This window comes from Skermania piniformis (assembly GCF_019285775.1).
Classification (GTDB): Bacteria; Actinomycetota; Actinomycetes; order Mycobacteriales; family Mycobacteriaceae; genus Skermania; species Skermania pinensis.
The window spans coordinates 2,850,426-2,873,935 of record NZ_CP079105.1 but is presented as its reverse complement, the minus strand read 5'-3'; the positions used below and the strand labels follow the sequence as shown (position 1 = coordinate 2,873,935).

Annotated in this window: 22 protein-coding genes and 2 tRNA genes; 13 read left to right on the top strand and 11 right to left on the bottom strand. The window is 67.7% G+C overall.

Annotated elements, in window-relative coordinates:
* Positions 1 to 73 precede the first annotated feature (73 nt).
* The 7 genes from KV203_RS13340 to KV203_RS13310 all read left to right on the top strand — a co-directional run bounded on the left by KV203_RS13340 (position 74) and on the right by KV203_RS13310 (position 7,862).
* Entirely contained in the window at positions 74 to 898 is an 825-nt protein-coding gene (locus tag KV203_RS13340) for a hypothetical protein (protein ID WP_066467806.1), read from the top strand.
* Positions 899 to 927: 29 nt separating this feature from the next.
* Positions 928 to 2,376 (top strand): ATP-binding protein, encoded by a 1,449-nt coding sequence (locus tag KV203_RS13335; RefSeq protein ID WP_246600145.1) that lies wholly within the window; start codon positions 928 to 930, stop codon positions 2,374 to 2,376.
* Positions 2,373 to 2,927, top strand: a complete 555-nt coding sequence (locus tag KV203_RS13330) for a hypothetical protein (protein ID WP_066467684.1) — start codon at positions 2,373 to 2,375, stop codon at positions 2,925 to 2,927. The genes KV203_RS13335 and KV203_RS13330 overlap by 4 nt, the downstream gene beginning before the upstream one ends.
* A gap of 20 nt (positions 2,928 to 2,947) precedes the next feature.
* The gene (locus tag KV203_RS13325) at positions 2,948 to 4,699 is read left to right on the top strand and encodes a type IV secretory system conjugative DNA transfer family protein (protein WP_217995942.1); all 1,752 of its coding nucleotides are present in this window, start codon (positions 2,948 to 2,950) and stop codon (positions 4,697 to 4,699) included.
* Positions 4,700 to 4,781: 82 nt separating this feature from the next.
* The gene (locus tag KV203_RS13320; RefSeq protein ID WP_066467677.1) at positions 4,782 to 5,219 is read left to right on the top strand and encodes a single-stranded DNA-binding protein; all 438 of its coding nucleotides are present in this window, start codon (positions 4,782 to 4,784) and stop codon (positions 5,217 to 5,219) included.
* Complete coding sequence (locus tag KV203_RS13315; RefSeq protein ID WP_066467675.1) at positions 5,216 to 5,794, top strand: hypothetical protein; 579 nt, start codon at positions 5,216 to 5,218, stop codon at positions 5,792 to 5,794. Before KV203_RS13320 ends, KV203_RS13315 begins: the two co-directional genes overlap by 4 nt.
* A 388-nt stretch (positions 5,795 to 6,182) precedes the next feature.
* Positions 6,183 to 7,862: a recombinase family protein gene (locus KV203_RS13310; protein ID WP_066467673.1), complete on the top strand. Its 1,680-nt coding sequence runs from the start codon at positions 6,183 to 6,185 to the stop codon at positions 7,860 to 7,862.
* Here KV203_RS13310 and KV203_RS13305 read toward each other — a convergent pair.
* Both KV203_RS13305 and orn read right to left on the bottom strand, forming a co-directional pair.
* Positions 7,855 to 7,930, bottom strand: a tRNA-His gene (locus KV203_RS13305). The two genes, KV203_RS13310 and KV203_RS13305, sit on opposite strands and share 8 nt — an antisense overlap.
* An 85-nt stretch (positions 7,931 to 8,015) precedes the next feature.
* The gene (gene orn / locus KV203_RS13300) at positions 8,016 to 8,642 is read right to left on the bottom strand and encodes an oligoribonuclease (protein WP_066467671.1); all 627 of its coding nucleotides are present in this window, start codon (positions 8,640 to 8,642) and stop codon (positions 8,016 to 8,018) included.
* Positions 8,643 to 8,735: 93 nt separating this feature from the next.
* Between orn and KV203_RS13295 the strand changes: the two genes are divergently transcribed.
* Positions 8,736 to 10,385 carry a helicase HerA-like domain-containing protein gene (locus KV203_RS13295; protein ID WP_066467669.1) on the top strand — a complete coding sequence of 550 codons (1,650 nt, stop codon included), beginning with the start codon at positions 8,736 to 8,738 and terminating at the stop codon, positions 10,383 to 10,385.
* Between the two features lie 49 nt (positions 10,386 to 10,434).
* Here KV203_RS13295 and cmrA read toward each other — a convergent pair whose 3' ends face one another.
* The 4 genes from cmrA to KV203_RS13275 form a co-directional block, all read right to left on the bottom strand.
* Positions 10,435 to 11,238, bottom strand: a complete 804-nt coding sequence (gene cmrA, locus KV203_RS13290; RefSeq protein ID WP_066467667.1) for a mycolate reductase — start codon at positions 11,236 to 11,238, stop codon at positions 10,435 to 10,437.
* Between the two features lie 32 nt (positions 11,239 to 11,270).
* The gene (locus KV203_RS19995; RefSeq protein WP_066467666.1) at positions 11,271 to 11,957 is read right to left on the bottom strand and encodes a VldE C-terminal domain-containing protein; all 687 of its coding nucleotides are present in this window, start codon (positions 11,955 to 11,957) and stop codon (positions 11,271 to 11,273) included.
* Positions 11,958 to 12,098: 141 nt separating this feature from the next.
* Entirely contained in the window at positions 12,099 to 14,123 is a 2,025-nt protein-coding gene (locus KV203_RS13280; protein ID WP_066467665.1) for an NADPH-dependent 2,4-dienoyl-CoA reductase, read from the bottom strand.
* Positions 14,120 to 14,695, bottom strand: coding sequence for a PadR family transcriptional regulator (locus tag KV203_RS13275; protein WP_066467664.1), 576 nt, complete (start codon positions 14,693 to 14,695; stop codon positions 14,120 to 14,122). The genes KV203_RS13280 and KV203_RS13275 overlap by 4 nt, the downstream gene beginning before the upstream one ends.
* A 63-nt stretch (positions 14,696 to 14,758) precedes the next feature.
* Here KV203_RS13275 and KV203_RS13270 point away from each other — a divergent pair, with 63 nt between their 5' ends.
* Entirely contained in the window at positions 14,759 to 16,072 is a 1,314-nt protein-coding gene (locus tag KV203_RS13270; RefSeq protein WP_066467663.1) for an MFS transporter, read from the top strand.
* Positions 16,073 to 16,363: 291 nt separating this feature from the next.
* On the opposite strand, the gene KV203_RS13265 is transcribed toward KV203_RS13270, so the two are convergent.
* Positions 16,364 to 16,990 (bottom strand): TetR family transcriptional regulator, encoded by a 627-nt coding sequence (locus tag KV203_RS13265; protein ID WP_306303582.1) that lies wholly within the window; start codon positions 16,988 to 16,990, stop codon positions 16,364 to 16,366.
* A gap of 143 nt (positions 16,991 to 17,133) precedes the next feature.
* Here KV203_RS13265 and KV203_RS13260 point away from each other — a divergent pair, with 143 nt between their 5' ends.
* From KV203_RS13260 to KV203_RS13250, 3 genes are read left to right on the top strand one after another with little or no spacing between them, the layout of a single operon-like run.
* A complete protein-coding gene (locus tag KV203_RS13260) occupies positions 17,134 to 18,231 on the top strand; it encodes a ferredoxin reductase (protein ID WP_066467659.1) in 1,098 nt (365 codons plus the stop codon).
* Positions 18,232 to 18,249: 18 nt separating this feature from the next.
* Positions 18,250 to 19,404 carry a fatty acid desaturase family protein gene (locus tag KV203_RS13255; RefSeq protein ID WP_066467655.1) on the top strand — a complete coding sequence of 385 codons (1,155 nt, stop codon included), beginning with the start codon at positions 18,250 to 18,252 and terminating at the stop codon, positions 19,402 to 19,404.
* A 12-nt stretch (positions 19,405 to 19,416) separates the two neighbouring features.
* The gene (locus KV203_RS13250; protein WP_066467653.1) at positions 19,417 to 19,623 is read left to right on the top strand and encodes a hypothetical protein; all 207 of its coding nucleotides are present in this window, start codon (positions 19,417 to 19,419) and stop codon (positions 19,621 to 19,623) included.
* A 140-nt stretch (positions 19,624 to 19,763) separates the two neighbouring features.
* Here KV203_RS13250 and KV203_RS13245 read toward each other — a convergent pair whose 3' ends face one another.
* Complete coding sequence (locus KV203_RS13245; RefSeq protein WP_157079697.1) at positions 19,764 to 20,333, bottom strand: nuclear transport factor 2 family protein; 570 nt, start codon at positions 20,331 to 20,333, stop codon at positions 19,764 to 19,766.
* Positions 20,303 to 20,375: transfer RNA gene (locus KV203_RS13240), tRNA-Arg, on the bottom strand. Before KV203_RS13240 ends, KV203_RS13245 begins: the two co-directional genes overlap by 31 nt.
* Positions 20,376 to 20,533: 158 nt before the next feature.
* Here KV203_RS13240 and KV203_RS13235 point away from each other — a divergent pair.
* Complete coding sequence (locus KV203_RS13235; protein WP_066467804.1) at positions 20,534 to 21,385, top strand: LLM class F420-dependent oxidoreductase; 852 nt, start codon at positions 20,534 to 20,536, stop codon at positions 21,383 to 21,385.
* Positions 21,386 to 21,401: 16 nt separating this feature from the next.
* Here KV203_RS13235 and KV203_RS13230 read toward each other — a convergent pair whose 3' ends face one another.
* Both KV203_RS13230 and moeZ read right to left on the bottom strand, forming a co-directional pair.
* On the bottom strand, positions 21,402 to 22,256 hold the full coding sequence (locus tag KV203_RS13230; protein ID WP_066467650.1) for a TIGR02569 family protein: 855 nt from the start codon (positions 22,254 to 22,256) through the stop codon (positions 21,402 to 21,404).
* A gap of 25 nt (positions 22,257 to 22,281) precedes the next feature.
* Positions 22,282 to 23,496 (bottom strand): adenylyltransferase/sulfurtransferase MoeZ, encoded by a 1,215-nt coding sequence (moeZ, locus tag KV203_RS13225; protein ID WP_066467643.1) that lies wholly within the window; start codon positions 23,494 to 23,496, stop codon positions 22,282 to 22,284.
* Between the last annotated feature and the right edge of the window lie 14 nt (positions 23,497 to 23,510).

The following is a 23,510-nucleotide window of genomic DNA, read 5'->3' as shown; positions in this document are numbered from 1 at the left end:
GGCCGGACCACTGACACTCTTCGCGGGCCGCTTGTGCGTACCTCACCATCACGCAGCACCAGGGAGGTCCATGATGCCCACGTTCTTCGATTCCACCGCCGACGCCGCTGAGGCGTCCGAGGCGCTGCGGGGTCTCGCGCACGCGAGCCGCACGTTCGATCAGCCAGCGCAGATGTACGGGGTGATCGGTGACCTGTCCTCGGGGATGCGGTCGCTGCGCCAGGTGCTGGAACAGCTCGCCGACGTTCACGAGCGGAAGGCCGCGCACGCATTCCACGACGACGGCAACCACGCCGCCGGAGTCCGCGACGCGCTCGCGACGGCGGAGGAGCTGCGGCACTCGGCGCGTCTGGTGGATCAGGCCTACGACCGGCTCGCGGAAGGGTTCGTTGCGGCGGGGCGGATCGCGTGGCATCCCGAGCCCGCCGTCGAAGAACAGGCTGTGTCGTCGCGGTGGGTCAACGTGGTGTTCCTCCAAGGCGACGAGGCGGATCGTCCGTTGCGCATTCTCGGCGAGCTGGGGCATGTGGATGCGGTGGACTATCTCGCGCAGTGGGACTACGGCGAGGAGACCACGCAGGCGGCATTGGAGAACGGTTACGTCTACGACGAACCCGGTGAGGGCACGAACGACCGGGTGATGATCTCTGGCGACTACGCCCTGGTCGTCAACCCGCACGTCGGGTACGTCTCACTGCTGCGCCGCCACCCCGAACCCGACCCGAGTACCGAGGTGATCGACGAGTCGTCGCCGACACAGGACGGGCCGGAGATGCTGGTGTCGTACTCGTCGTCGGATGCCCCGAAACGCCGCGACGTGCCAGCGAAGCAGGGGCGGTCGTGGTTCGAGCCCGCGAAGATCACCGCGGTCCGCGAGTCACGAGGGCTCGGGTTGTGACCGGAGACAAGGAGCGGCTGCACACTGCCGTGCTGGTCGCGCCGTCGAAGGAACGCCGCAAGCTCCGCAAACAGCGACGCCGCGCCGAAGCACGGCTCCACGCCGAGCAACGCAAGACCGAACTCGCCGCCACGAAAGCACGGGTGGAGGCGGAGCGGGAGGAGCGGCGCGCCACGATCTACCTGCCCAAGGGCGGCGAGGCGGGTGCGGCGCGGCTCCGAACTCCGGGACGGTTCCGGCTCCCGCGCCACCAGGACACCTCCGCGACGTTGGCGGGGGCGTATCCGTTCGTCGCCGAAGGTGGCCTCGGTGCCGACGGGGTGTTCGTCGGCCAGGACCTCTACTCCGGCGGCAGCTTCGTGTACGACCCGTGGGTGCTGTACGCGCGCGGCATCATCACCGCCCCCAATGTGGTGCTGGCCGGGATCGTCGGCTCCGGCAAGTCCTCCCTCGCCAAGTCCCTCTATACGCGATCGTTGCCGTTCGGGCGCAGGGTCTACGTCCCCGGCGATCCGAAGGGCGAGCACACCGCCGTCGCCAACGCTGTCGGCGGTCGGGCCATCGTCCTGGGCCACGGCCTCAATACCCGGCTGAACCCCCTAGACGAGGGGCACCGCCCGTCCGGGCTGTCGGATGAGCAGTGGGCCTCCACGGTCGCCTCCCGACGCCGTGATCTGATCGGCGCGCTCGCGGAGACCGTGCTGGCGCGGGGGTTGTCGCCGTTGGAGCACACCGCGATCGACCTGGCGTTGACGCAGACGGTGCGGGAGAACGAGGTGCCGATCCTGCCGATGGTCGTGGACCGCATCCTCAACCCCAGCACCGACACCGACGGACGCCTCGCCGAAGACGGCCGGCTCGTCGGCCACGCCCTGCGGCGTCTCGTCGCAGGCGACCTCGCCGGATTGTTCGACGGCCCCTCGACGGTGACGTTCGACCCGAGCCTGCCGATGATCTCCCTCGACCTGTCGCGGGTCACGGAGAACTCGACACTGATTTCGGTGCTGATGACGTGCTCGTCGGCGTGGATGGAATCGGCCCTGCTCGATCCGAATGGTGGGCAGCGGTGGGTGATCTACGACGAGGCCTGGCGGCTCATGTCCCACCCCGCGCTGTTGCGGCGGATGGACGCGCACTGGCGACTCGCCCGGCACTACGGGATCGCGAACATGCTGATCTTCCACAAGCTCACCGACCTCGACAACGTAGGCGACCAAGGCTCCGCCATGCGCTCCCTCGCCAACAGCCTGTTGGCGAATGCGGAGACGAGGATCGTGTACCGCCAGGAATCCGACCAACTCAGACCCACCGCCTCCGCGCTCGGGCTGACCGGCACTGAGCAGCAACTTCTGCTGAATCTCGGCGTCGGCCAAGGCTTGTGGCGCATCAAGGCCAGGAGCTTCGTGACGCAGCACCAGCTCCACCCCGCCGAGCTCGCGTTGTTCGATACGAGCTCTCGCGCGGCTGGTCACCGATGAACCTCTCCCGCCCACACCACTTCGGCGACCAGGAACCTGACGTGCCTGTCGATCTGCCGAATGTGATCGTTACGGTCGCTGCGAACGGGACCCTGACCGCCGCCGTCGATGGCGTCGCCCACCCGCAACCTGTGGCGGGGGCGTGGACTCGGGCGACGTTCGGTACGCTGATGGACGAGATCACGAAAGACCGCACCGTCTCGGTCAGGGTCGAGGTCCGCGAGTGCGACGGCGGCGTGTTCACCGACATCATCCACGCCCGCAAACCAGCTCCACGCGCCCGAGCCGCCGAGCAGGAACCTGTGCCGGGCACGCGGCGAGGTCGCCGAGCTGCGGCACCGCGAGCGCCGCGGCTTATGGAGGTGGATGGCGAGGGGTTCGTGCCGGGTGAGGATGTCGCTGTCGCGGTCATCGTGAGGCACACCGACGCCGCCGGAACCGGTACCGCTCGTGCGCTGGTCGATCTCGACGACCTCCCGACAGGCGCGACGGGCGAGGTGATCCTGTTCGGGCGCATCTCGGGCACGACCGCGATTCGGCGGCTGCAATGAACCCGAGACAGGGCGGGAGCATGGGCGATGAACTCACCAACGCCGCCCTCATCGCCCTGATCGGAGCCTTCGGCCTCGCCCTCATCCTGCGCGGTGCCGGATCGGTCGCCGCGTTCCTCTCCGGCACACCCCAACCACAGGCAGGTCCGGCGTCGGGGCTCGGGGTGCTGTTCAACCCCGCCGACCCCGCCGCCGCGCTCGACGCGGAAGGACTCAGCCCGGTCGTCTACTGGGCCGTCACAACCCTGCTGCTCGCGATGCTCGTCGCCGGTGTCGCATGGACGTGGATGTGGCTGCGCCGCCACAACCGCAAAGTCGAGACCGACCCGCACCGCCTCGCCGGGATCGCTACCGCGCACGAGGTCAAGACCACGGCATCCGCCAAAGCACTCCTGCGCCGCGCCGGAACCCTGCGCCCATCCCTGACCACGCCGACAGCCGAGGACGTGGGCTATCTCCTCGGCACGAGTCGCGGCACCGGGGTGTGGGCATCGGTCGAGGACTCGATCCTGCTGATCGGCCCGCCCCGCTCCGGCAAGACCCTCCACGTCGTCGTCAACGCGATCCTCGACGCACCCGGCGCGGTCGTCACCACCTCAACACGGCCCGAGAACCTCACCGCCACCCTTCGTGCCCGCCGACGCACGGGCGGCCCGGTCGCGGTGTTCGACCCGCAACACTTGGCCGAGGGCATCCCCGCCGGGCTGCGCTGGTCGCCCGTGCGCGGGTGTGAGGACCCGCTGACCGCGATGATCCGCGCCAACGGACTCGCCGCCGCCACCGGCCTCTCCTCCGGGGGTGTGGAGTCCGGCGGGTTCTGGGAAGGCAAAACCAGGACCGCCCTTCAAGCCCTGCTCCACGCCGCCGCCCTCGACGGCCGTCCACCTGCTGAGCTGTTCCGGTGGACGCTCGACCCCAGCGCTGCCGCCGAGGCCGTCGCGATCCTGAACTCGAACCCGAACGCGGCGATGGGGTGGGGCGACTCACTCGGCGCGATGATCGATGCCGACCCCAAGACCCGCGACAGCATCTGGCAAGGCGTCTCCCTCGCCCTCGCCGCCCTCGCCGACCCCCGCGTGCTCGATGCCGTCACACCCGGACCCAACGAGCAGTTTGACCCCGAAGCCTTCCTCACCCAGCAGGGCACGCTCTATCTGCTCGCTACCGGAGCCAGGGCCGGCGCGTCCGCCGCGCTCGTCGCCGCGTTCGTGGAAGACCTCATCGAGACCGCCCGCAGGCTCGCCGCCCGGTCACCCGGAGCCCGACTCGACCCGCCGCTACTGCTGGCGCTCGACGAGATCGGCAACCTCGCACCCCTGCCGTCGCTGCCGATGCTGATGGCCGAAGGCGGCGGCACCGGGATCACGACCATGCCCGTGTTGCAGTCCCTCGCCCAGGCCCGGGACCGGTGGAGCGAGAACCAGGCCAGCGCGATCTGGGACGCCAGCATCGTCAAGATCATCCTCGGCGGTGCGTCCAGCAGTCGCGACCTTCAAGACCTCTCCACGTTGATCGGCGAACGCGACGAGTACACCGACAGTGTGACCCTCGGTGACCGCGGCACCCGCTCGAACCAGCGCTCCGTGCGACGGGTTCCGATCCTGCCGCCCGACCGTATCCGCACCCTGCCCTTCGGCACCGGGATCACTCTGCTGCGCTCCGCGCCACCCATCGTCACCGACCTGCGCGCCTGGCCCAGCCGCCCCGACGCTGCCCAGCTCCGCAGCGACCGCGCCGAACTTGAAGCCCTGCTGCGCCGCCCCGCGCCCTGACGCGGGGTTGGGTGCGGGGGCGCACCTGCCTGATACAGCGGCCCGCGACGAGCTGGCCGCCTGAGATCAGGAGGAAAGACCCATGGCCATTCGCACTCATCAGTCCATCTCGGGCTTCGTTGCCTCGGAGCCGCAGCTGAGCTACACCGAACGCGGGGATGCGCGGCTCTACATGAAGGTCGGCATCGAGCACTACCGCAAGGAGCCCGACAACACCTTTACGCAGTTGGAGACCACCTTCCACGATGTCATCGCGTATCGCGGGGCCGCCGAGCAGGGTGCCGAGCGGATCGCGAAGGGCGACAGCATCATCGCCGACGGCCGAGTGCGGGAGTACTCCTACGAGCGCAACGGACAGCGTTACGAAGGCGAAGAGTTCATCGCGACTCGCATCGGCCACGACCTGGCGCGCACGCGCTACGAGGTAGATCGAACCGAGCGCAGCTCCGGCCGAGATGGTGCCGCCTTCTCCGCGCCACAGCGTCCCGCGCCGTCGAACGCCACGACCATCGGAATGTGAGCGGGGAGACCATGACTGACTCGCTCGGCCCGGAACACGACGACCTCCCGCCCGAGGCAGGACCGCAGTCGCCCAGGTTCGATGCGCCGGAACCGCCGCACCCGGTCAACTGGAATCTGCTCACGGCCAATGATCTCGAAGCGGAGCTGCTCGAACTGAACCGGTGGGTGGACTGGCTTCGCCACACCTACGGCCTTCCGGCCAGCGTCGTGCCGCCGTACTGGCATCGGCACCCCGAACTCCTCTGGGAGCTGTCCGCCCTGCACCTTCACTGGTTGTCCGCCTACGACCCCGAGCAGGACGGCTCCGCCCCACTTGGCTGGCACCGCGACTTCGCAGACGCCCGAGCCCGCCTCCGAGACTGGGTCGCGGCATGCGGCACCCGCCTCGACCGAGACCGCCCGACCCGCCAGACGAGCTGGCCCGGAGAAGACGCCGCCGCGCCCGTAGAGGACTTGCCGATCACCGATCGTGACGAGGACTTCGTTCGGTTCGTGCTCGATCAGGTCACGGCCCGGCAGGAGGCCGAGGATGCCTTCTTCGCGACTTTCGACCCCGATACCGGCGAGGTGTGAGCCATGGCGCGGAAGTACACACGAAAGACAGGGCAGCGCCAACAGAGCGAGCGCGAGCTGACGATCCGTGCCGACCTCAATGACCCGCCCGACCTCGACAAGTTGAGCGAGCTGCTCATTCGTATCGCGCTCCAGCGGTCCGGGTCGTGTCCCTCCGGCGGAGCGACCACACCAAAGCGTCCCCGTGCTTCGGCGGGGCCTTCGTCGTAGAATGTATGTATCCGTCGCGGATGGCGGATGTTGTGGTCCTAGCGCTTCGCCCGTGCGGCGAGGCAAAGCAAACGTGGCCGACTCGGCCTAGTCCTACAGCCTTCGGGCTCTTCTCACGATCAACATCCACCGTCATATCAGTCCGCGTCGGCAGGACCAGTGACTGTGGAGAAGAGCCATGACGACCACCGACGCGAACCGCACCGTAGTAGACAGCCTCGTAGCGCCGACGCCTTTCGTCGGCACGATCGCCGTGTCGTACCTGCGAGTCTCAACGAAGGAGCAGGCGGAGAAGGGCGGCAATGCTGAAGGCTTCTCGATCCCGGCCCAGCGCGAGGCGAACCAGCGCAAAGCCGACCAGCTCGGCGCGACCATCGTTGAGGAGTTCGTCGACGCAGGCGAATCCGCTCGCAAGGCCGACCGGCCCGAGCTGATGCGGATGATCCAGTACGTCACGAAGTACAAGACGAACTACTGCATCGTCCACAAGGTTGACCGGCTGGCTCGCAACCGCGCCGACGACGTGACCATCCACCTGGCGCTCAAAGATGCCGGGGTAACGCTGGTGTCGGCGACGGAGAACATCGACGAGACGCCCTCGGGGATGCTGCTGCACGGCATCATGTCGTCAATCGCCGAGTTCTACTCGCGCAACCTGGCCACGGAGGTCGTCAAGGGCCTGTCGCAGAAGGCCGCGCAGGGCGGCACGGTGTCGAAGGCACCCATTGGCTACCGCAACATCGGAGTGCGCGACGAGTTCGGCCGCGAGTTGCGCACCGTCGAGCTGGACGAGGAGCGGGCACCGCTGGTTCGGTGGGCCTTCCAGGTGTTCGCGTCCGGGGATTGGTCGACGAGCCAGCTCCACCACGAGTTGGCGGCTCGCGGGCTGACGACCGCACCTTCGCCGCGTCGTCCTTCTCGGCCCATCGGCAAGTCGTCGGTGCATCGGATGCTCACAAACCCGTACTACAAGGGCTGCGTCCGCTATCAAGGCGTCACCTACGCCGGAGTCCACGAGGCGCTCGTCCCGAACGAGGTGTGGGATCAGGTGCAGACCGTGCTCGGCACTCACCGGTCGGCGGCGGACGCGACGCAGACACACGAGCACTACCTGAAAGGCTCGGTGTTCTGCGGGCAGTGCGGCTCACGGTTGATCGTGTGCAACGCGAAGAGCAGCCAGGGCACGATCTATCCGTACTTCGTCTGCGGCAGCAGGCACGGCGGCAGAGGGGACTGCACCCGTCAAGCGATGCTCATCGAGCACGTCGAGCGGCTCGTCGAGCAGTTCTACGACCACGTCCAGATAAGCGCGGAGACCAAGCACGCGCTCTCGTCGATGCTTCACGCGCGGTTCGACGAGATGATGTCCGAGGGTGCCGCGGAACTGGCGGACCTCGCCTCACGTCGTGCTCAGCTCGAAGACGAGCAGGAGAAGCTGCTGAGAGCGCACTACGCGGGAGCGGTCCCGTTGGAGCTGCTCAAGCGGGAGCAGGATCGGATCACTGCGTCGCTAGAGACGATCCAGAACCGGATCGACGCCCACCACGGGGAGTATGCCTTCGCCCGGGCGAACCTCGATGACTCGCTGACTCTGCTGTCCAACGCGGGCGACATCTACAAGACGGCCGACGACGCGAACCGTCGGCTGTGCAACCAGGCACTATTCAAGGCGATCTACGTCGATGAGGACAACGACGTTCGGGTCGGCTACAAGACGCCGTACGACGGGCTGAGCATCGAAGGCTTGCAGGCCGACGCCCTCACCTGGGCCGCCGAGGCAAGAAAGTTGGGCCAGGCTCGAACCTCGACCAAGGGCGGTCCCTTGGTCGAAAGTTCAAACCTGACCCATTTGGGGTGAGTGACGGGACTCGAACCCGCGACAGCCAGGATCACAACCTGGTGCTCTACCAACTGAACTACACTCACCATCGCTGTGCCGTAGCCCGGTGGGCGACAAGCAAGCGGGGTCGATATTAGCGTGCGAGACGCGTCGGTGCCAGTCGCGGGCGGGTCAGGATGCCTCGGGGGCGATCTCGGGCTCGGCTCCGTCCATCTCCGCAACCACCGTCGCCACCTCGGCCGACGACGGGCCGGGTGCGGCGACGAACGCGGTCCGCCGGTAGTACTCCAGTTCGCGAATGGACTCTTGGATGTCGGCCAGCGCGCGGTGGGCCAAGCCTTTCTCCGGCTGCCCGAAATAGATCCGCGGGAACCAGCGCCGGCAAAGCTCTTTGATCGAGCTGACGTCGATCATTCGGTAGTGCAGGTAGGCGTCCAGCTCCGGCATGTCCCGGGCAATGAATCCGCGATCGGTAGCTATCGAGTTGCCAGCCAGCGGTACCGATCGGGCGAGCGGCACGTGTTCGCGCACGTAGGCCAAGATCTGTTGTTCGGCCTCGGCGACCGTCACGGTCGACCGGCGAACCTCTTCGGTGAGCCCGGAGTGCTCGTGCATCTGCGCGACCACGTCGGGCATTGCGGCCAGGTCGGCGTCGTCGGCATGGATGACGATATCCACACCCGCACCGAGCACGTTGAGGTCGCTGTCGGTGACCAGCGCCGCCACCTCGATCAGCTTGTCGCCGTCGAGCCGCAGACCGGTCATCTCGCAGTCGATCCACACCAGTTTGTCCTGCACGTCACACAGCGTAGTCAGCCGACACACGATAGTGCCCGAGGCTAAGGTCTGCGATTGAGACAATCCTTGCGGCGAGCACCAGGAGGACGTTCGATGACCAGCCCGCAGGAGAAGGCGGCGGCCGCGCGAAAAGCGGCGGACGAGGCGGCGCGAGTCGCTGCCGAAGCCGCAGCAGCGGCGGACGCCGCCGAAGCCGAGGCCCGCGGGGGAGCGGTGCCGGGCGGTGGCGCGTTGCCCGCCGCACAGGCGATAGCTGCCGGTTATGCGGCCGACGGTGTGGCGTTGGAGTTGGGCACCGTGCTGGTGGGCGGGCAGATCGACCCGACCGCGCGGGTACGGATTCCGTTACGGACGATGAACCGGCATGGGCTGGTAGCCGGGGCGACCGGTACCGGCAAGACCAAAACGCTGCAAGGCATCGCCGAGCAGCTGTCCCGCGCCGGGGTGCCGGTCGTGCTGGCCGACGTCAAGGGCGACCTTTCCGGACTGTCCATGCCGGGCGCGGACAACGAAAAGGTGCGTGCTCGCGCCGTCGAGACCGGCGCGACCGACTGGTCGCCGGCCGGCGTGCCGACCGAGTTCGTCTCGCTGGGCACCGGCGGGGTCGGCGTTCCTATCCGCGCAACCATCTCCTCGTTTGGTCCGATTCTGCTCAGCAAGGTGCTCGGGCTGAACCAGACCCAGGAGTCCACCCTCGGCCTGATCTTCCACTGGGCCGACAGCAACGGTCTGCTGCTGCTCGATCTCAAGGATCTGCGCGCGGTGATCACCCACCTCACCAGCGACGAGGGCAAGGCCGACCTGAAGGGCATCGGTGGGGTCTCCACGGCGACGGCCGGCGTGATCCTGCGTGCGCTGGTGAACCTGGAGGCCGACGGCGGGGACACCTTCTTCGGCGAACCCGAACTCGACACCGCCGACTTGATTCGCACGGTCGGCGGCAACGGCGTCGTCACGCTGTTCGAGCTGGGCGCACAGGCGGCGCGGCCGGTGATGTTCTCGACCTTCCTGATGTGGGTGCTCGCCGATCTGTTCCAGACGCTTCCGGAAGAGGGCGATCTGGACAAGCCCAAGCTGGTGTTCATCTTCGACGAAGCGCATCTGCTGTTCGCCGACGCGTCCAAGGCGTTTCTCGATCAGGTCGAGCAGACGGTGAAGCTGATCCGGTCCAAGGGCGTCGGGGTCTTCTTCTGCACTCAGTTGCCGACCGACGTGCCCAACGACGTACTGTCCCAGCTCGGCGCCCGGATCCAACACGCCTTGCGCGCGTTCACCCCCGACGATCAGAAGGCGCTGTCGAAGACGGTGCGCACCTTCCCCAAGACCGACGCCTACGACCTGGCGCAGGCGCTCACCTCGTTGGGCATCGGGGAGGCCGTGGTCACCGTGCTGTCCGAGCAGGGTGCGCCGACTCCGGTCGCCTGGACGCGGCTGCGTCCACCACGGTCGCTGATGGACACGATCGGTGACGCGGCGATCCGGGCAAAAGCGCAGGCCGGCCCGCTGAATGAGAAGTACGGCCGGACCTTCGATCGCGAGTCGGCCTACGAGAAGCTGAGCGCCAGTATCGCCCAGGCGCCGGAACCGGCCGAGCCGGAGGCGTCGCGGCCGGCCCCGGCGGACGACACGCTCAGCGAGCGGATCATGAAGAATCCGGCGGTGAAGAGCTTCATCCGTTCGGCGGCGTCCGCGGCCGGCCGGGAGATCTCGCGCAGCATCTTCGGCACCCGCCGCCGTCGCTGAGCTGGTCGGTGGCGCCAGATCCGCGGGGGTGCTGCTCCGCGTGAGGGTGCTATTCGGCGAGGGAGCGGTAGAACCGGCCGATGATCGGGGCGGTGAGCGCGCGGGGGGCGTACTGGCCGGCTGCGCTCATCGCTTTGCCGAGGATCCCGGGTACCACCCGCATCTTGTTGCGGGCCAGGGCGTCCAACGACAGCGTCGCGGTGTACTCGGCGGAGATCCAGAACGAATCCGGCACCATCCGGTCCACGATCGATGCGTCGGCCGGGTCGGGTACGTCGGTGCGTACCGGGCCGGGCGCGAGGAGGGTGACGTGGACCCCGGTGCCGAGCAGTTCGCCGCGCAGCGACTCGGAGAAGGTGTTCACGAACGCTTTGGATGCGGCATAGGTGGCGTTGTTCGGGATCGGCATGTTGCCCGCGGCCGAGCCGCTGGTCAGGATGCCGCCCGCGCCGCGCGCAACCATTCCGGGTAGTACCGCCAGCGTCAGGTCGTGCACCGCAACCGTATTGAGCTCGACCTGGGCCCGCTCGGCCGTCGGGTCCAAGCCGGTGACCGGACCGAACGTGGCGATCCCGGCGTTGTTGCACAGGATCGCGATGTCCCGGCCGGCGAGTTCGTCGGCCAACGGGGCGCGGGCCGCAGCGTCGGCGAGGTCGACCACACGGACCTCGGCTTGCACCCGGTACCGCTCTCGAAGCTGCTCGGCCAGCTCGGCCAGCCGTTCGCCGCGCCGTGCGACCAAGATCGAGGAGTACCCCCGCGAGGCCAACTCGGTGGCCAGTGCGGCGCCGATGCCGGACGAAGCGCCGGTGACCACGGCACGGTTGGACGAAGTGGGGGCAGGCAGGCTCACGACCAGCCAGCCTAGCGGCCGGGACGGCCCGGTCAGCAGGTCAGACCGACATCCGACGAGGGCGCGAACGACACGTGTACGTGATCCATGTGGTTCTGGGTCGGACTACCCCGGTCTTCCATCATCGACCAGCCGCCGCCGTCGTTGTACTGCTGCTGCCAGATCACGTACGTGACGCCGAACGCTTTCTGGTGCGACAGGACATAACCGGCAACCTTCGTGCCCAACTCCGGGTTGGGCATCATCAGGTCCAGCGCGAGGCCGGCGCCGTGGTCGCCGTCTCCGGCCCGACCGACGGCGCCGCCGATGTCCTTGATCCCGAACATGGCGCGCAGGAAATTTCCGACCTGCGCGACATGCGGCTGGGTGCCCGCCAGCGACGTCGAGCAGAGCGGTCGCGGAATCAGCGCAGCCGCTTCTCGGATCGGTAGATCGTCGAGGGGCGGCGCGTCCGGCGCCACCGGCGGGGGCGCCACGACGACCGGGATGGGTGCCGGCGCTGCCGTCGCGGTAAGCGCAGGCGGCGGCGTGGTCGGCGGGAGCGGGGCTTCGTCCGGGGTGAGCACGGTACCGGCGGTGGGTGTGGTCATCGGTGTCGCGAAAGTGGTGGTCGCAGGCGATTCCAGGGCGGCCGGTTGCTGGTCCGACTGCGGGTGCCCGTCGATTACCCAGAAGCTGATCCCTACCGCACCCGCCGCGACCAGGATCGCGACCGGCACCCGTCGAGAGAGGTTCTGCTTACGATGTCCACCTGGCACTACACACACTCACCGCTCGTGGTCGCCGAACTCGCCGTTACCGACACGTTACGAAAAGGTCGCGGAAAAGTCACGCCCCGGGCGGCTCGTCCGAAGATCAGGTTACAGCCGAGCGGCCAGTCGGGTGCCCTGGTCGATGGCTCGTTGTGCGTCGAGTTCGGCGGCCAGCTCGGCGCCGCCGATCAAGTGCACCTGCACCCCGGCCGCACGTAACGGCGGCTCGAGGTCGCGAACCGACTCCTGCCCGGCGCAGATCACCACGTCGTCCACCTCGAGCACCCGGCGTCGCTCGCGGTTGGCGCCGAAACTGATGTGGAGCCCGCGGTCGTCGATCCGCTCGTAGTTGACGTCGCCCAGGTGCTCCACGCCCTTGGCCTTCAGCGCGGCTCGATGCACCCAGCCCGACGTCTTGCCCAAGCTCTTGCCGAAGGCCCCGGACTTGCGCTGCAGTAGCACGACGTCGCGGGCGGCCGGAGCGGGTCGAGCGGCGGTCAACGCGCCGGGGGCGGCCTCCGGGTCGGTAACGCCCCATTCCTGTTTCCAGTCGTCGAGTTTGAGGCTGGGGCTGCCCTCGACGGTCAGGAACTCGCCGACGTCGTAGCCGATCCCGCCGGCGCCGATCACCGCTACCCGCTTGCCGACCGGACGTTCTTCGCGGATCAGCGCGGCGTAAGAGATCACCTTCGGGTGCTCGATGCCGTCGATCTGCGGTATCCGTGGCTGGACGCCGGTAGCGAGCACCACGTCCGCGTAGTTGCCGGCGAGCAGTTGCTCGACGGTCGCTCGAGTGTTCAGATGCAGGTGGACCCCGGTCGATTCGATCCGGCGGGTGAAGTAGCGGATCGTCTCGGCGAACTCTTCCTTTCCCGGAATTCGCCGGGCGAGGTCGAACTGGCCGCCGATCTTGTTCTCGGCTTCGAAGAGATCGACCCGGTGGCCGCGTTCGGCCAGATTGACCGCCGCGGCCAGTCCGGCCGGTCCGGCGCCGACGACGGCGATTCGTTTGGCCCGGCGAGTGGGTTGCAGGACGAGTCGGGTCTCGTGGCCGGCGCGCGGGTTGAGCAAACAGGACACCTGCTTGTTGCCGAAGGCGTGATCGAGGCAGGCCTGGTTGCAGGCGATGCAGGTATTGATCTCGTCGGCGTGGCCCGCCGCGGCCTTGGCCACCCAGTCCGGGTCGGCGAGCAACGGGCGAGCCATGGAGATCAGGTCCGCGTCGCCGCGGGTGAGGATCTCTTCCGCGGTCTCCGGCATGTTGATCCGGTTCGAAGCGCAGACCGGAATGTCGACGTGTGCTTTGAGTTTGGCGGTGATGTCGACGAAAGCGGCGCGGGGCACCGAGGTGACGATGGTCGGTACCCGGGCCTCGTGCCAGCCGATGTCGGTGTTGATGATGTTCACTCCGACTCGCTCCAGTTCGGTTGCCAGCGTGGTGATCTCGTCCCAGGTCTGGCCGCCCTCGACCAGGTCGGCCATGGACAGCCGGAACACGATGACGAAGTCCGAGCTGACCGCCGCACGAGAGCGACGGGCGATCTCGACCGCGATCCGACGACGATTCTCCGCCGAGCCGCCCCATCGATCGCTGCGCTTGTTGGTCCGTTCGGCGAGGAACTGATTGATGAAATAGCCTTCGCCGCCCATGATCTCGATGCCGTCGTAGCCGGCGAAGCGGGCCAGCCGCGCGGCGCGGGCGTAGTCGTCGATCGTTTGCTCGATGCCTTTGTCCGAGAGTGCCCGTGGCGTGAACGGGGTGATCGGGGATTTGATCGCAGACGCCGAGACGCTGAACGGGTGATAGCCGTAACGGCCGGCATGCAGGATCTGAACGGCGATCTTTCCGCCCGCCTCGTGCACCGCGCGGGTGACGATCCGATGCCGATAGGCGTCCTGCTTGGTGATCAATTGGCTGCCGAACGGCAGTAGCCATCCCTGTCGGTTGGGCGCGTAGCCACCGGTGATGATCAGGCCGACGCCGCCGCGCGCGCGCTCGGCATAGTAGGCGGCCAGGCGCTTGACATCCCAGGCGCGATCTTCCAGCCCGGTGTGCATCGAGCCCATGACGACGCGGTTGCGCAGGGTGGTGAAGCCGAGATCGAGCGGGCTCAGCAGCTGTGGATAGCTCATTGCGGTTCGGTTGCCTTTCGGTTGCCGGTTGCTCGCCGGTCGTGGGCGAGGGCGTCGACTACTTCGGTGAGCCAATCGATAAAGCCCTCCGCCATGCGGATCCCGCCGCGGAGGACCAGATACTGGTGTAGATCTCGGCCGGTCAATCGGTCCGGCACGGGAAAGCTTTGCTTCTCCAGCAGGCGGTAGAGCTCGAGCCGTTCGGCGTGCGCGTCCCGATGCCGAGTGACCTCGGCGCGCACGACGTCGGCGTCGCCGGCCGACGCGCCACGAATCTTGACCGCCAGCTCGTTGCGGAGCAACTCGGCGTCGCTCGGTTCGGCGATCCAACGGGCCAGCTCCATCCGGCCGGCCGGGCTCACCCGGTAGACCTTCTTGTCCGGGCGGCCGACTTGGACGACCGGTTCGACGGTGACCCAACCGTCGTCGGTCATCCGCTTGAGCACCCGGTAGATCTGCTGGTGGGTGGCGTGCCAGAAATAGCCGATCGAGGAGTCGAACCGGCGCGCCAGTTCGTAGCCCGAGCCGGATAGTTCCGACAAGGACACCAGGATCGCGTGCTCCAGCGCCACCTACCTACCTTATATGCAACGAGTTGCGTATGGGAAACGGCGCAGCGGCCCTACGCTCAGGGCATGCAGCGCGTGGCGAGCCGGAAGCAGGTCGTGGCCTGGAGTTTCTGGGACTGGGGTTCGTCGGCGTACAACGCGGTGACCGTCGCGTTCGTCTTCTCGGTATATCTGACCGAAGCGGTCGGTGACGATCTGCCCGGCTCGGTGTCGCCGAGCACCTGGCTGGCCTGGGCGATGGGCATCGCCGGATTCGTGGTCGCGGTGCTCGCCCCGGTCACCGGGCAGCTGTTCGACGCGCTGGCCCGACGTAAGCTCGCGCTCGGTGTGCTCACCGGCGCCACCGTGCTCGTGCTGGCGGCGATGTTCTTCGTCGTCGACGACTACCACTACCTGTGGTTCGGCCTCCTGCTGCTCGGCCTGGCGGCGGTGCTGGCCGAGCTGGCCCAGGTGCCGTACAACGCGATGCTGAGCCAGGTATCCACCCCGGCCAACGTCGGGCGGGTGTCCGGGTTCGGTTGGGCGATGGGCTATCTCGGCGGCATCGTGCTGCTGCTGATCTGCTACGTGGGCTTTATCGCCGGTTCCGGGGACCGGCGCGGCCTGCTGCAGGTGAGCACCGACGGCGGGCTGAACATCCGGGTCGTCATGCTGGTCTGCGCGGTCTGGTTCGCCGTGTTCGCCATTCCGGTACTGCTCGCGGTTCCCGAAGTGCGGCCGAGCGCGGCCGATCCGGGCGCGGCGCGGGCCGGGCTGCTCGGTTCGTATCGAGTGCTGTGGCGCGATGTGCGGGAATTGTGGGCCGTGGATCGGCGCACGGTCTACTTCTTGATCGCGAGCGCGATCTTCCGGGACGGTTTGACCGGGGTATTCACCTTCGGGGCGGTGCTGGCGGTGAACGTCTACGGGATCACCGACGCCGATGTGTTGCTGTTCGGTATCGCGGCGAATGTGGTCGCGGCGGCGGGTGCGCTGGCAGCCGGCCGGGTGGACGACCGGATCGGTCCGAAGCCGGTGATCGTCGGGTCGCTGGTGGCGATGATCGTCGCCGGGGCGATATTGCTCGCGGTGTCCGGGCCGACGATGTTCTGGATCTTCGGGTTGCTGCTGTGTCTGTTCGTCGGGCCGGCCCAGTCGTCGGCGCGGACCTTCCTCGCTCGGATCGTCCCGGTCGGTCGCGAGGGACAACTGTTCGGGCTCTACGCGACCACCGGGCGCGCGGTGTCGTTCCTGTCGCCGATGGCGTTCGGGCTGTTCGCCTGGGGTTTCGCCGCCGACCGGGCGGGGATAGCTGGTCTGTTGCTGGTGCTCGCCGCCGGGCTGGTCGCGATGGGGTTCGTGGCGGCGCCGGCCCGGACCGGTGTGCGTGGCCGGCGATGATTTCGGTACCGGAATCGGCACCCGAAGCGGTACCGTTATGATGCCCGCACTCGATCTCGATCTCGGCTTCACCCACGAAGAGATCGCCGCTCTGCGTGACCGCGTTTCTCGACCGCGAGGACATACCCGTCGCGGGCGGGCCGGCTCGAAGCTCTCATAGGCTCTGCTCACCGGTCTCGATCAGCTATCGCATCTCGTCGGATTCGTTGCTGCCGGGATTGTTTCGATCGCTCGTCCCCGCCGTCGAAGGCCCCCGCGGCGCCCAGCGCTTGGGCGAACCCGACCGACAGGTCAACGGCGGTTCGGGCGCCAGGAACCCATGCCGAGCATGATCAGCAGCAACTGGCGGCGGACCCGTTCGATCACGTCCTGTTCGCCGGCGGGGGTCGGCGCAGCCAGGAAGTCGGCGATCGCCGGTACCACCGCCGCGACGATCAGGCCCGCCGCCAGTTCCAGGTCGCCGGTGTCCCAGGTCGCCAACGCGTGCATTCGGGACAGGTCGACGGTGAGCTCGCGTTCGATCAGATCGAACTCCGCGGCGATCGCCCGACGCATCTCCGGGGGCCCGGCGTAGCGCTCGCGATAGAGGAAGCGGAAGAGGGCCCGGTTGGCCCGAACTTGCTCGAACAGCACCGGCAGCGAGTCGTTCGCGTTCGCCGGTCCCGGGACTCGGCGCGCCTCCCGTAGGGCGACCCGCATCGTTCGGATGCCGTCGTCGACCAGGGCGAGACCCAACTCGTCCAACGAGGCGAAGTGGCGGTAGAACGCCGTCGGCACGATGCCGGTCGCGCGAGCGATCTCGCGCAGACTCACGTTGGCGAAGCCGCGCTCGGCGGACAGATCCAAGGTGTGGCCCAGGAGGGCCTGTCGGGTCTGCTCCTTGCGCTCGGCGCGGGACGGGGAGGTCGGTCCGCTCACCGGTACAGAGTACATCCGTTCACACCTTTGATCGCGGGCAGCTGTTAGCCGAATCACCCCGCTACGTCGTTGACAGGCGGGTTCAGCTGATCGGAAACTTTGATTAGTGCACAGACGTGCACTCAAACTTTCGAGGAGCAGCCATGACCTCCGTACTTCCACGGCGGATCGGCGGCCGATTGCTCGCCCTGGCCGAGACGCTCGCCACGCCCCACCAGCTGGACCGTTATCTGGAACTGGTCGACCCGATGGTCACCGCGCGTGACCTACGCGCCGAGGTGACCGAGGTCCGGCGCCAGACCGCCGACACGGTCAGCCTGACCTTGCGCCCGACCTGGCAGTGGGCCGGTTTCGCCGCCGGCCAGTTCGTCCAGCTCGGCGTCGTCGTCGACGGTATCCGGCACACCCGGTGTTACTCGCCGGCCAGTTCGCAGTACCGCGCCGACGGCCGGATCGAGCTGACGATCAAAGCGCAGGCGGACGGCATCGTTTCGCAATACCTGTACCGGTACGCCGAGCCGGGCATGGTGGTGAGCCTGTCCCAGGCGTCCGGCACCTTCCGGCTCCCGGCAGTCCGCCCGGAGCGGGTACTGCTGGTCAGCGGCGGCAGCGGGATCACCCCGGTGCTGTCGATGCTGCGGACCTTGGCCGACGAAGACCACGACGGCGAGATCGTCTTCCTGCACTACGCCTACACCCGCGACGACGTGCCGCACCGGACCGAGCTCGATCGGTTGGCCGCGGCCCACCGCAATGTCCGGGTCGTCTACGCCTACACCGAGGGTGACGCCCGGCCCGGTGAGCTCACCGGATTCTTCGGCCACGAGCACCTGCGAACGGTTGCGCCCTGGTACGCCGATGCGCAGACCTTCCTCTGCGGCCCGCCCGGGCTGATGCGCGGGGTACGCGAGGTCTACCGCGAACTCGGCGTCGACGACCGGCTGCACACCGAGGAGTTCGCCCCGGCCCCGGTGGCACCGGTCGAAGCGGGCGGAACCATCACCTTCAGTGGCTCTGCGGTCACCGCCGACAACGACGGCACCAGCCTGCTGGAGCAGGCGGAGGCCGCCGGGCTCAGCCCCGAATACGGCTGCCGGATGGGGATCTGCTTCTCCTGCACCGCGATCAAGCGCACCGGCTGCACCCGCAACCTGCGCACCGGCGAGACCGACGCCGATCCCGACCAGCCCATCCAACTCTGCGTCAGCGCCCCGGTGGGCGACGTGGACATCGACATCTGATCCGAGAGGACCACCACAATGACCATTCTTCCGTTCACCGGAAAGAACCCGGCCGCCGACGGACCCGTCGTGCTGACCGTCGAGCAGGTCGAGGAGCTCGGCCGCGAACTGGACGCGCTGCGCGACCGGATCGTCGCCGACCTGGGCGCCGAGGACCGCGCCTACATCTATCGGATCATCAAGGCGCAGCGCGGCTTCGAAGTTGCCGGGCGCGGACTCATGTACCTCGGCTTCCTGCCGCCGTTCTGGCTGCTGGGAACCGCGTCGCTGGGGATCTCGAAGATTCTGGACAACATGGAGATCGGGCACAACGTGATGCACGGTCAGTACGACTGGATGCGCGAGCCCGGCCTGAACTCACGGGTGTTCGAGTGGGACACGGTGTGCCCGGCCGACCAGTGGAAGCATTCGCACAACTACATGCACCACACCTACACCAACATCCTCGACATGGACCGCGACATCGGTTACGGCATTCTGCGGATGGACCAGGCGCAGAAGTGGAATCCCTACTACCTGGCAAACCCGGTGTGGGCGGCGCTGCTGATGGTCTTCTTCCAGTGGGGCGTGATGCTGCACGACCTGGAGACCGAGAATGTCATCGCCGGAAAGCGGAAGTGGGCCGATGTCAAGCCGCTGCTGCAGGGCTGGCGGCGTAAGGCCGGGCGGCAGGTGCTCAAGGACTACGTGGCATTCCCGCTGCTGACCGGGCCGCTGTTCTTTTCCACGCTGGCCGGCAATGCCACGGCCAACCTGATTCGCAACCTGTGGTCGTTCTCGATCATCTTCTGCGGTCACTTCCCGTCCGGGGTGCAGACCTTCACCCAGGAGGAGACCGCCGACGAGACCCGTGGCGAGTGGTACGTCCGGCAGATGCTCGGCTCGGCGAACATCACCGGGGGCCGGCTGTTCCACATCATGTCCGGCAACCTGTCGCACCAGATCGAGCATCACCTGTTCCCGGACGTCCCGGCGCATCGGTACCCGCAGATGGCGACCGAGGTGCGCGCGCTGTGTGCGAAGTACGGTCTGCCGTACAACACCGGCGGCTTCTTCCGCCAGATCGGCTCGGTCTGGGGCAAGATCTTCACGCTCGCGCTGCCGCCGCGCTTCAACCGATCCGAGCAGGTCCCGGGTGTTATCGTGAGCAGACGACAGGACGTGGCCGCATAGGGGTTTTCGACAATGACGAGTGAATTCGAGAGCCGCAAGGACATGATCCAGGAGCTGACCGAGTCCGGCGCCGGCCATATCGGCAACATCGCCCAGATCATCGCCGGCGCGGTTCGCGACGTCACCAAGGAGATCGGGGACTGGGTCACCGACGGGATCGAGATGCGCGAGGCGAAGCAGCGCGCCGATGCCGATCGCGCGACGCCTGATTCCGACTGACCAAACAGTAGGACCACCGCCAGCCCGGTGCCGGATTTCCGGTGCCGGGCTGGTCGGCGTCTCGGGTCAGCGGGCGTCCAGGTGGGGATAGTCCACCGTCGGGGCCGACGACGTGCTGGTGGCCGGGGCGATGGACGGGCTCAGGCGTACTGCAGGTCCGCGCGTGCGATGCGATCCGAGGCCACGGTGAAGTCGAACGTCGCGCGGAAGTCGCCGCCGCTGTCGCGGTTGACCTGGACCAGGAGGCGTTGCCCGTCAGGGCGGCGGTCGGTGACCTCGAGGACCTGCACCGTGTAGCCCGCGACCTCCGGCTCGGCGAAGCCGGTGCGGATCTGTTCGCGGCCTTCGAAGCGGCGGTCGGCGTCGATCAGGACGGCATCGTCGGTGAACAGCGCCGCCATCGCTTCGGCGTCGCGATTGTTCCACGCGGCGACGAACGCCCGAGGGAGCGGTTCCATCGCCGTGGCGAGCCCCGGGACTGCCGAAGCCGGCGAGCTTGCGGCTGGTGATTCGGCCGAGGTCGTCGTCGACGGCGAGTCGTTCGACGAAGTGCAGCCGGTGACGGCGATCAGAGCGCCGATCCCGAACGCGGAGATCAGGATGCGGGATCGACGCTGAGCGGAGGCCGAAATTGTGCGCATGGTGTGCAAATCTATCCGGAAGCGAGCTGAGGGAAAGGCGCCCCCGGCAGGGATCGAACCTGCGACCAACCGCTTAGAAGGCGGCTGCTCTATCCGCTGAGCTACGGAGGCCAGGGACCTTCGACCCTGAGCCTACCGGGCCGCGGTATCGAGCGCGGAAAACGGGTCGGTTCCGGGCATTGCCGCAGGTGTTTGTGGGCCCCGGCGTGTCGACGGTGCAGTTCGGCCACCCGTTGCCGGCCGAACTGAAACCTGTTCTACTTGTCCCCGTGCGCTTCGGCATCGTGTTGTTCACCAGTGATCGCGGGATCGGACCGGCAGCGGCGGCGGAAGCCGCTGAGGCCGCCGGGTTCGACACCTTCTATGTGCCCGAGCACACCCATATCCCGGTGCGTCGCACCGCCGCGCACCCGCGTACCGGCGACGCGTCGTTACCCGATGACCGCTACCTGCGCACGCTCGACCCGTGGGTGTCCCTCGGTGCGGCCGCTGCGCGAACCGACCGGATCGGCCTCGGCACCGCTGTGGCCTTGCCGGTCGAACACGACCCGATCTCGCTGGCGAAGACGATCGCCACGCTCGACCACATGTCGGGTGGCCGGGTCCGGCTCGGTGTCGGCTTCGGCTGGAATACCGACGAGTTGGCCGATCACGGGATTCCGCCGAACCGGCGGCGGACCGCGCTGCGTGAGTACCTGGGCGGGATGCGCGCACTGTGGACCGAGGAAGAAGCCCGCTACGACGGCGAGTTCGTCCGATTCGAGTCGAGCTGGGCATGGCCCAAGCCGACCGGGACGGTGCCGGTCCTGCTCGGTGCCGCAGGTACCGAGAAGAATCTGCGGTGGATCGTCGCGCATGCGGACGGCTGGATCAATACCCCTGGTGAGCACGATGTCGACGCCCGTGTCGCCATGCTGCAGAAACTATGGATCGAGGCCGAGCGGCCGGGTACACCGCTGATCGTCCTGCTCGACGGCAAACCGGACCTGGAGCGGCTCACCCGCTGGCGCGCGGCGGGGGTGAGCGAAGTGGTCTACGGAATGCCGGACGGTTCGATCGAAGAGGCGACGGGGTACCTCGGCCGGCTGGCTGCGAAACTTACGCCGCTACGGAACGGTTGACCGGCCCCGCACGGACCTACACCATCAGCCGGATCAGATCGGCGACTCGGGCCAGTCCGGGTAGCGCCTCCGGCTGTGAGCGCGGGTGCAATGCGTGCACTGCGAGGCGGAACATCACCGCCCGGATCAACATCTGCGGCCATTCCGGCAGGTCGTCCCAACGCTCCAGCAGGCCCTCGTCGGCGCCGCCCCAGGCCAGCGAGTCCACCACGATCACCGCGGCCGCCCACGGTACCGGCCGCCAGTACGGGGTGATGTCGGCCAGTCCGGGTGCCATTGCCCCGGCGAACAGCACCATCCCGAACAGGTCGCCGTGTACCAGCTGCGCCGGCGCAGATACCTCGCGGCGCAGCGTCGCCAGCTGAGTGAGCAGGATGACGCTGCGCTGACCGTCCATCGATTCCGGTAGGTCGACCCCGGCCGCCCGCACGCTGCGCAGCGGCACCTGTTCCCACGCTGCACGGTCGGCCGCGAGAAAGATGTCCGCTTCCGACCACGGCGTGACCGGGGGCTGCGCCAGGAACCGGGGGCGGTCCAGTTCGATTGTGGCCGCGTGCAGCCGCAGCGACAGTGATACCACCTCGTCGTGCCGTGGTTCGGCCACCCCGGCGATGAAGGTATCGGCCCGCCAACCGGACACCACATACCGTCCGTCGGTGGCTCGCACCGGCCGTGCCAGTCGCATCCCGTCGACGACCAGCGTCTCCCTGATCCGCGCGGACCAGGCTGCTCGGGCATGGTCCACCACCGGGGTGAGCACCACGTCACCGCAGCGCCAACCACCGTCCCAGTCGTCGCCGAGCGGTATCGGCGCCATCTCCCGCAACCCGAAGGTCGCTCGCACGTGCTCCGGAGGGTCGGGTGTGGTCACATGGCGCAGCGTAGCGGGCGCCGGTTCAGTAGACCGGCAGCGACGGATCGACCTGCCGTGCCCAGGCGACGACCCCCCCTTGGAGATGGCTCGCGTCGGCGAAGCCGGCTTGTTTCAGCACCGCCAGCGCCTCTGCGGAACGGACCCCGGTTTTGCAGTGCAGCACGATCGGCCGATCGTGCGGCAGCTCCGCCAATGCCTCCCCGGACACGATGCGATTCTTCGGGATCAGTTTGGCGCCCTCGATATGCACGATGTCCCACTCGACCGGCTCGCGCACATCGACGATCTGCAGATCTCGGCCGGAGTCGAGCAGTTGCTTCAGCTCGAGCGCCGTGATCGTCGACCCGACAGCGGCTGAACGACCCTCCTCGGACACGACCCCGCAGAATTCGTCGTAGTCGATCAACTCGGTGATCGGTGTCCGGCTCGGGTCCCGGCGCAACCGGATCGTCCGATAGGTCATGTCCAGTGCGTCGTAGACCATCAGGCGGCCGAGGAGCGGCTCACCGATCCCGGTGATCAGCTTGATCGCCTCGGTAACCATGATCGATCCGATCGAGGCGCACAGCACACCGAGCACGCCCCCCTCAGCACACGACGGCACCAAACCCGGTGGCGGCGCCTCCGGGTAGAGGTCGCGGTAGTTGATTCCGCGCGGCTCTCCGTCGGGGCCGGCCGGCGCATCTTCCCAGAACACCGACACCTGGCCTTCGAACCGATAGATCGATCCCCAGACATACGGCTTGCCGGCCACTACCGCGGCGTCGTTCACCAGGTACCGGGTGGCGAAGTTGTCGGTGCCGTCGACGATCAGGTCGTATCGGGCGAACAGCTCGACCGCGTTCTCCGGCTCCAATCGGATCTGATGCAGGTTGACGGTGATCCCCGAGTTGATTCCGAGAATCTTGTCGCGCGCGCTCTCGGCCTTCGGCCGGCCCACGTCCGCCTCGTTATGGATGATCTGCCGTTGCAGATTGGAGGCGTCCACCTCGTCGAACTCGACGATACCCAGGGTGCCGACACCGGCAGCGGCGAGATAGAGCAATGCGGGAGAGCCGAGTCCGCCGGCGCCGATCACCAAGACCTTGGCGTTCTTCAACCGTTTCTGCCCGTCCACCCCGAGATCCGGGATGATCAGATGCCTGCTGTAGCGGGCGACCTCGTCGTTGGTCAGTTCGGCGGCCGGTTCGACCAGCGGCGGCAGTGAACCCTGCTCGGCAGAACGATGCTCAGGCACGACGACTCCTTTCG